Genomic DNA, 6,891 nt, shown 5'->3' on the forward strand with positions numbered 1-6,891 from the left:
GGCCGGCAACGATGTCCTCTATGGCGATGAGGGCAACGACGCCCTTATGGCAGGTACCGGCAACGATGCCGTCTACGGCGGTACCGGCGATGATGCCCTCTGGGGTGAAGCGGGGAACGATCTGCTCGATGGCGGTACGGGGGCTGATAGAATAGCAGGAGGAACGGGTAACGACATGTACTACGTCGATAATGCCGGAGATATAGTGACAGAAGCAGTAAATGAAGGAACAGACACTGTATTCAGTTCTATAAGTTACACACTTCCTGCAAATGTCGAAAACCTCACCCTCACAGGAACTTTACCTATTAATGGCACAGGAAACGGTCTGGATAATGTACTTACCGGCAACGCGAGCACCAACATTCTCACAGGTAACGCAGGAAACGATACAATCGATGGCAGGGAAGGTGCAGATACGATGACAGGAGGGTCTGGCAACGACACCTTCTTCGTGGATAATACCGGCGATACAGTGACCGAGGCGGTCAATGAAGGGACGGATACGGTTAATAGTTCGGCGAGTTACATCCTTGGCGCAAATATCGAGAATCTTACCCTTATTGGCAATGATGCAATCAGTGGTACCGGTAATGCATTGGACAATATCATGATCGGTAACAGCGCGGCAAATATCCTGGACGGCGGTCTTGGCGCAGACACCATGACCGGAGGATTGGGAGACGATACCTATATGGTAGACAACAGCGGTGATGTGGTAACCGAAGGAACGAATGAAGGTGTTGATACAGCAGTCAGTTCTATTAATTATACCCTCTCTGACAACATCGAAAACCTTACACTCGCCGGAACCGATTCTATAAACGGTACGGGAAACAACCTCGGCAATATCATCACGGGCAACAGCGCAGCAAATATTCTGACCGGACTGGCAGGCAATGATATTCTCGATGGAGGGGCAGGCAACGATACGTTGATTGGCGGATCCGATACGGATACCATGTACGGCGGTTCAGGTAATGACACCTTCTTCGTGGATAATACCGGCGATGTCATTGCCGAGTATGCTGATGAAGGCACAGACACCGTCTATTCCTCTATTACCTATACCCTCACCGCCAATGTAGAGAACCTCACGCTTACCGGCAATGATGAAATTGACGGAAGCGGTAACTCGCTCGATAATATCATCACCGGCAATGATGCAGATAATATGCTCTACGGCAAGGAAGGCAACGATACTCTTATTGGCGGAGCCGGAGCAGATCGCATGTCCGGCGGTACGGGCGATGACACCTATTACGTGGATAATGCCGGTGATTACGTAAAGGAAAAGACAAATGAAGGCGTAGACACGGTCTATTCCTCGATCAGCTATATCCTTACCGATAATGTAGAAAACCTGACCCTGGTAGGAGGCCCCGGAACGACTGCAAGCGCGGGCATAGGGAACGATCTTGATAACATTATCACAGGAAACGATATGAACAATTATCTTATGGGCGGCGCAGGCGGAGACACCTACAAATTCTCTATCGGGAATGGGTCGGATATCGTCAATGATGCCGGTCTGGATGGGGCATCCGATCGGATCCTTTTTACTGATACGGTCTCCAGGGAGACCATTGCATTCTTCCAGGATGACACGATCCTCCACATTTCTTACGGGAACACGGACCATATCACCGTCCTGAACCAGGATACCACAGGGATAGAGAAGGTACAGCTTTCTAATGACCTGTTCCTTACCGACTCTGACATCAACCTCCTTATCCAGCAGATGACCGCCTATGCGAACAGTAACGGCATCAGCCTGACGACTGTCGATGACGTGAAGAACAACCAGGAACTGATGGGTATGGTGGTGAGTGCATGGCACCAGTAAAAGCAGCAGAGAGCTGAGGGCGGAGAGTATGAAGACTCGGAAGTCTTGAGGAGTGAGGGAAATTTGTTCAATGTTCTATGTTCAACGTTAAGACAAAACAGACCAGATAGACTAAATGAAGCAGATAGACAGGGTTCATTGCTGATGGCTGATAGCGCATAGCGACTTTATTCTCATTTACGATTTATCCTTGTGGGATGTGCGTGGTATGATTAGATATAGAGGTCGTGATGAAGATCGGTTTCCATATATCCATTGCAGGTGGGTTCGGGCAGGCCCATAGAGAGGCAAAGAGGCTGCATTGCGATGTTATCCAGATATTCGTCAAGAACCCCCGGTCATGGGCGCAGAAGTCGTGGCAGGATGAGGAGGTTGAGGCCTTCAGGGGGTTATCGTCCGAAATCCCCGTATTTGCCCATCTTTCATACCTGCCCAATCTTGCGAAGATTGATGAGGACGAAAGGCATATAAAGGGTTTTATCCACGAGGTGCGATTATGCTGCGAACTTGGCATCCCCGCGATCGTTGTTCACTGCGGTTCAAGGAAGGAGAGAGAGAAGGGGATCGCAATGACGGCACAGGCCGTCAATGAGGTGCTGGAAAGGTTCGATATCCGGATTCTCCTTGAGAATGCATCCGGTCAGGGGTCAAGCATTGGAAGGAATATCTCTGAACTTGCGGGGATATACGAGGGAATTGTAAGGAAGGAAAAGGTCTTTTTATGTCTCGATACGGCGCACCTTTTCCAGTCCGGGTATGACATCCGCCAGAAGAGGATATGGAACGGATTGATAGGCGACATTGAGAACAGTATCGGCAAAGGGAAGATCATGTTCTTCCATCTCAATGACTCTTCCACTGCCGTCGGGAGCAGGGTTGACAGGCATTGGCATATCGGCAAAGGGGAACTGGGGATCGAATTCTTCAGATTTCTCTTGAATGATAAAAGATTTGCCCATCTCGCAGGCGTTATGGAAACCCCGAAGATGGGCAAAATGGATGTCAAAAATATGAAGGTTATGCGCTCGTTACTTTCTCCTCTGGTGTCTCGTTCTTCTTCTTAGTTTTTTGTATTTATGTTTCCTCATCTTCTTTTTGCGCCATTTCATCACACTGCCCATCAATTCACCTCATTGTTTCAAATAAAATGTGTCACGTAATGTCTCGTTTATGTCGTAAACGTTGAAAATATACCCTTCCTTGTCCCTTTTTGCAACAATATAATGAAAGAAACCGCCGTGTTCTTCATCAAATGCGAGAAGCCTCGACCCGCCACCGCCTGTAATAACGTATGTTATGCCGTCCTTCTCGCTCCTGTTGTACAGATGTTCATGGCCGGAGAAAACCAGTTTTACGTTACTTTTTACGAACAGGTCGTGGAGTATATCCCTGTCTTCGGGATACCTGTCAAGATCGTACCGCTTGCCGAAGGTGGTTGGGAAGAGCGGTTTATGGAGGAAGACGATCCTTTGTTTAAAAGGTTCCGTCAGCGCGTTCTTGAGCCATTCCAGTTGTTTGCCGGTAACCTTGCTGATTTCGCCCGGGAGTTCCGTACAGAGGATGATGAACTGAATATCGTTCAGGGCAAAGGCATAATAGGGAGGTTTCCGGATGATCTTTTCATAGACCTTCAGAGATTTTGCGCTGTTTATATCATGATTGCCCGGGGCAATATGGAACGTTCTCTTTGTGCCGGTCAGCACGAGGAACCTCTCCCATTCCTTGGCAGCGCCGGGACGGTCGATGACGTCACCGGCAATGAATATGAGGTCAATACCTTCTTTTTCTGTCTTATTGAGGAATCTTTTGTAGACCGCCTCTGTAACCCCGATCTTCATGTCCCCGATTACTGCAAAGGGAGGATAATCTGCACCGATCCCTGGATGGGGGGTAATGATTATACACAGCAGGACGAGGACAAGAAGCCCTACATATCTCAGTCTGCCCATAACCCGTTTATATTACATGATTATCGACGAGTAAGCAAGAATACAACGGCATAACAGACCGCATATCGTCGTTCGTATATCGTATATCGGGACTGCAAAGAAACCGTTCGGCGTTGGGCGTGAGGCGAGAACAACCGTAATTCGTAATTCGTGAGACGTAAGTGGAAAAGCACAAGGTGCGAGGAGCAAAGTGACATAGCGACCTCATAGGGTATGAATTATTAATGAGATTGCCGCGCTCCGCTCGCAATGACGCATTTACCTTTCATTGGGTTCACCCATTCACGAATTACGGGTTTTCCCACTTTTCACAGGGTTCATCCAATTACGAATTACGATTCACGAATTACGAGGGCCTTTCACCTTTCACTTTATGGGCCGTAGTTGACAGACGATTATCTTGAAAAGAAGCCCTAAAACCGCTATACTTACATCCACGCGCCTGTAGCTCAACCAGGATAGAGCAACGGACTTCTAATCCGTAGGTTCCGCGTTCGAGTCGCGGCAGGCGCGCTTGCAATTAATGGGGCTTGCGTCGCCCCCTCCAGCAGCAAAGCTGCCGGAGCCACCCCCTCTCGCCCGAGAACGGGCTACAAAATATATACGGGCTTGCGTCGCCCCCTCTTCGGGCAAAGCCCGAAGAGACTCCCCCTCTCGCTCAAGAATTCGCTACGAAATATATACTGGGGCTTGCAGCTTGTCCCGACGTGACGGGATCGCCCCCTCCATCCCGTTCAGACGGGACGGAGCCACCCGCACCCGCAAGCGGGTACCCGGCTCAAGAATTCGCTTGTTTGCAAGGATAAGGCAGGATATTGTGAGACATGGCATGGCGGCGTTATATCTATTCGCACATCACATTCACCTGGGCTTTAAAATGTTTCTTTCCGTCGGTATATGTCAGAGTGTTCATCCTTTTTGGTTTTCCTTTAATAAATGTACGGTTGGAACAAAATTCGATCTTTCTGTCAGGTGTAAAGCAGTTGGAGATTTACCCTACGGTTCTATGGATATGACTACCCTGTCGCTGTAATTCCCTGCATAGGCGTTCTGAAAGGCGGTGCCCTGCACGGTGCCGCTTATGGTCAGGGTCTGGATGGTGAACCGGCGGACCGTGCCCGAGGTAGGATTTAAGGAGAGGGTATAAGGTAAGTACTCAGTGGTGACAGCGGTATTCCTCATCCTCGGGGCATCGGTAGCCGTCTCATAGAGGCCGCTGTCATGGGTTATGGCGAATGTCGCCATCGGAGCGCTTCCCCCGCACCAGAATCTGACCGAGGCGCTCACCGTCTTGTCCGAGGGATTCCCCGGGTCGAGGGTGCCGAAGTTCAGAGACGAGGTGCCGGTATTGAACCGGCAGTTGCTCCTCGACACGACCGTTGCCGTCACAGAGAGGGTGCTCGCAGCGTAGCACATGGGTATCGCTGTAAGGATGATGAGTATCGTTGTGAAGATGATGATCGATCTCATGTGTCCTCCCTGTCCTTTGTGAAAGAGGGAGGGGAGAATGGATTCTCCTCCCCTCTTTCTCGCCTATCTCATTACGGCGTTATGTTCAGCGTCACCGTGTCAGAATAGGAACCTGCGCTCTTGCTTACGTAATCAGCATTTAATATTGTTCCGCCTATAGTCACCGTCCTGGGTGATCCCGGTCCCTGGTTTGTGCCGCCATCCGGGGTGAGGGCGAGGGTATAGGGGATCTTATCACTGCTTACGGTATCCAGCATATTCCTTTTGCTGCCATCCCAGTTTGCGCCGTTACCTGCAGAAAGCGTCTGAGTTGTACCTTTTGTGCACCAGAACGTGGTTGTACCGCTTCCGTTGACATCTGAAGACGATGATGGGTCAAGGGCGCCGAAGTTCAACGTGGATGTCCCTGATACGAACTTACAGGTCCCTGTAACGCTTGCCGACACGGTCAACGTGTTGGTGCCGGATGCCATTGCACTGCCTGCCATCGCGAGCATTCCGATTACCATTACCATGCTTAATATCTTTTTCATGTGTGCCTCCTTTCCTGTATCTACTCACAATATATTGGTTAATGGAAAAGGTCACAAGATGTAAAATGAGAATACAGATAATGCGGTTTTACACGGAAATTATTGGAGAAAATGGCGCAGGAAGAAATTCAGACCAAGATTGCTTTTAAGCCTTTTCCGTAGCATCTCCCCTTGCAAGGCCGAAGATCATCAGGGCGGCCAGGGCCATTGCGGCGCCGAAGATGAACGGCGCGCCGGGACTCACGTATCTCCAGAGGAAGCCTGCGGCGAGAGAGGCAGGAAACGCGGCGAGGCCGGTCAAAGTCTGGTAGACACCGTATGTCGTACCGGTAAACTCATCCTTGGCGTGGAGCGAGATGTATGCCTTCCCGATACCCTCCGTGAGGGCCATATAAACCCCGTACATAGGAAAAAGTACCCAGAGGAAAGCGGACCTGTCAACAATGCCCAGCAGGAGATAGATGAGTGCGAAAAGGGCAAAACCCCACAGGAGGATCTTTTTCTGCCCAACCCTGTCGGAGATGATACCGGCCGGATGAGACAAAACAGCATAGACAATATTGAACAAGGCATATGCAAGGATCGTGGTCTCCACCGCAAAGCCCAGGTTATGCGCCCTTAGTATGATGAAGGCATCGGAGCTGTTACCCAGGGCAAAAACAGTACTCGCCAGAAGGAAGACCTTGAAACCTCTGCTAAGCCTTACATCGCGCAGTCTCCACGACGGCCGCGCTGCGGTTCCGGCAGTTCTTTTGACATCCCTTACGAAGACCACAAGGAGCACAACGCCGGCTGCAGCCGGTATGAAGGCAAGATAGAAGATAAAACGAAGGTTGTTTTCAAAAACCTTAAGGAGAAAGAAGGCCATAAGCGGCCCGACTACGGCTCCCAGGGTATCGAGGGCGCGGTGGAAGCCGAAGACCCTTCCCCTGTAACGCTCTTGTGAGGCACCGGCAAGGAGTGCGTCGCGCGCGGAGGTCCTGACACCCTTTCCGAAACGGTCGAGAAATCTTCCACCCATAACTGAGGTCCAGCCGGATGCCGAAGCGATGATGAGCTTCGACAAGGCCGACAGCATATACCCTCCCGTCAT

General features: G+C 50.4%; 7 protein-coding genes and 1 tRNA gene. 3 read left to right on the forward strand and 5 right to left on the reverse strand.

Annotated elements, in window-relative coordinates; all coding sequences use genetic code 11:
• A partial coding sequence (locus PHU49_12460; GenBank protein MDD5244819.1) for a calcium-binding protein occupies positions 1-1,846 on the forward strand: 1,846 nt, incomplete at its 5' end.
• 230 nt (positions 1,847-2,076) lie between these two features.
• Entirely contained in the window at positions 2,077-2,910 is an 834-nt protein-coding gene (locus PHU49_12465) for a deoxyribonuclease IV (GenBank protein MDD5244820.1), read from the forward strand.
• Here PHU49_12465 and PHU49_12470 read toward each other — a convergent pair.
• Positions 2,875-2,967, reverse strand: a complete 93-nt coding sequence (locus PHU49_12470) for an AURKAIP1/COX24 domain-containing protein (GenBank protein MDD5244821.1) — start codon at positions 2,965-2,967, stop codon at positions 2,875-2,877. The two genes, PHU49_12465 and PHU49_12470, sit on opposite strands and share 36 nt — an antisense overlap.
• Before the next feature lie 9 nt (positions 2,968-2,976).
• Complete coding sequence (locus PHU49_12475) at positions 2,977-3,795, reverse strand: metallophosphoesterase (GenBank protein MDD5244822.1); 819 nt, start codon at positions 3,793-3,795, stop codon at positions 2,977-2,979.
• Positions 3,796-4,233: 438 nt separating this feature from the next.
• Here PHU49_12475 and PHU49_12480 point away from each other — a divergent pair.
• Positions 4,234-4,308, forward strand: a tRNA-Arg gene (locus PHU49_12480).
• A 483-nt stretch (positions 4,309-4,791) separates the two neighbouring features.
• Here the strand turns inward: PHU49_12480 and PHU49_12485 are convergent.
• From PHU49_12485 to PHU49_12495, 3 genes are all read right to left on the reverse strand, one after another.
• Positions 4,792-5,265, reverse strand: a complete 474-nt coding sequence (locus tag PHU49_12485) for a spore coat protein U domain-containing protein (protein ID MDD5244823.1) — start codon at positions 5,263-5,265, stop codon at positions 4,792-4,794.
• Between the two features lie 71 nt (positions 5,266-5,336).
• Positions 5,337-5,798, reverse strand: coding sequence for a spore coat protein U domain-containing protein (locus PHU49_12490; GenBank protein MDD5244824.1), 462 nt, complete (start codon positions 5,796-5,798; stop codon positions 5,337-5,339).
• A gap of 145 nt (positions 5,799-5,943) precedes the next feature.
• A partial coding sequence (locus PHU49_12495; GenBank protein MDD5244825.1) for an MFS transporter occupies positions 5,944-6,891 on the reverse strand: 948 nt, incomplete at its 5' end.

This window comes from Syntrophorhabdaceae bacterium (assembly GCA_028713955.1).
Taxonomy (GTDB): domain Bacteria; phylum Desulfobacterota; class Syntrophorhabdia; order Syntrophorhabdales; family Syntrophorhabdaceae; genus UBA5609.

Bases quoted from the DNA above. Each gene is read 5' to 3' on its own strand.
- PHU49_12465 (MDD5244820.1), top strand. From the start codon at position 2,077: ATGAAGATCGGTTTCCATATATCCATTGCAGGTGGGTTCGGGCAGGCC.
- PHU49_12470 (MDD5244821.1), bottom strand. From the start codon at position 2,967: ATGGGCAGTGTGATGAAATGGCGCAAAAAGAAGATGAGGAAACATAAA.
- PHU49_12475 (MDD5244822.1), bottom strand. From the start codon at position 3,795: ATGGGCAGACTGAGATATGTAGGGCTTCTTGTCCTCGTCCTGCTGTGT.
- PHU49_12485 (MDD5244823.1), bottom strand. From the start codon at position 5,265: ATGAGATCGATCATCATCTTCACAACGATACTCATCATCCTTACAGCG.
- PHU49_12490 (MDD5244824.1), bottom strand. From the start codon at position 5,798: ATGAAAAAGATATTAAGCATGGTAATGGTAATCGGAATGCTCGCGATG.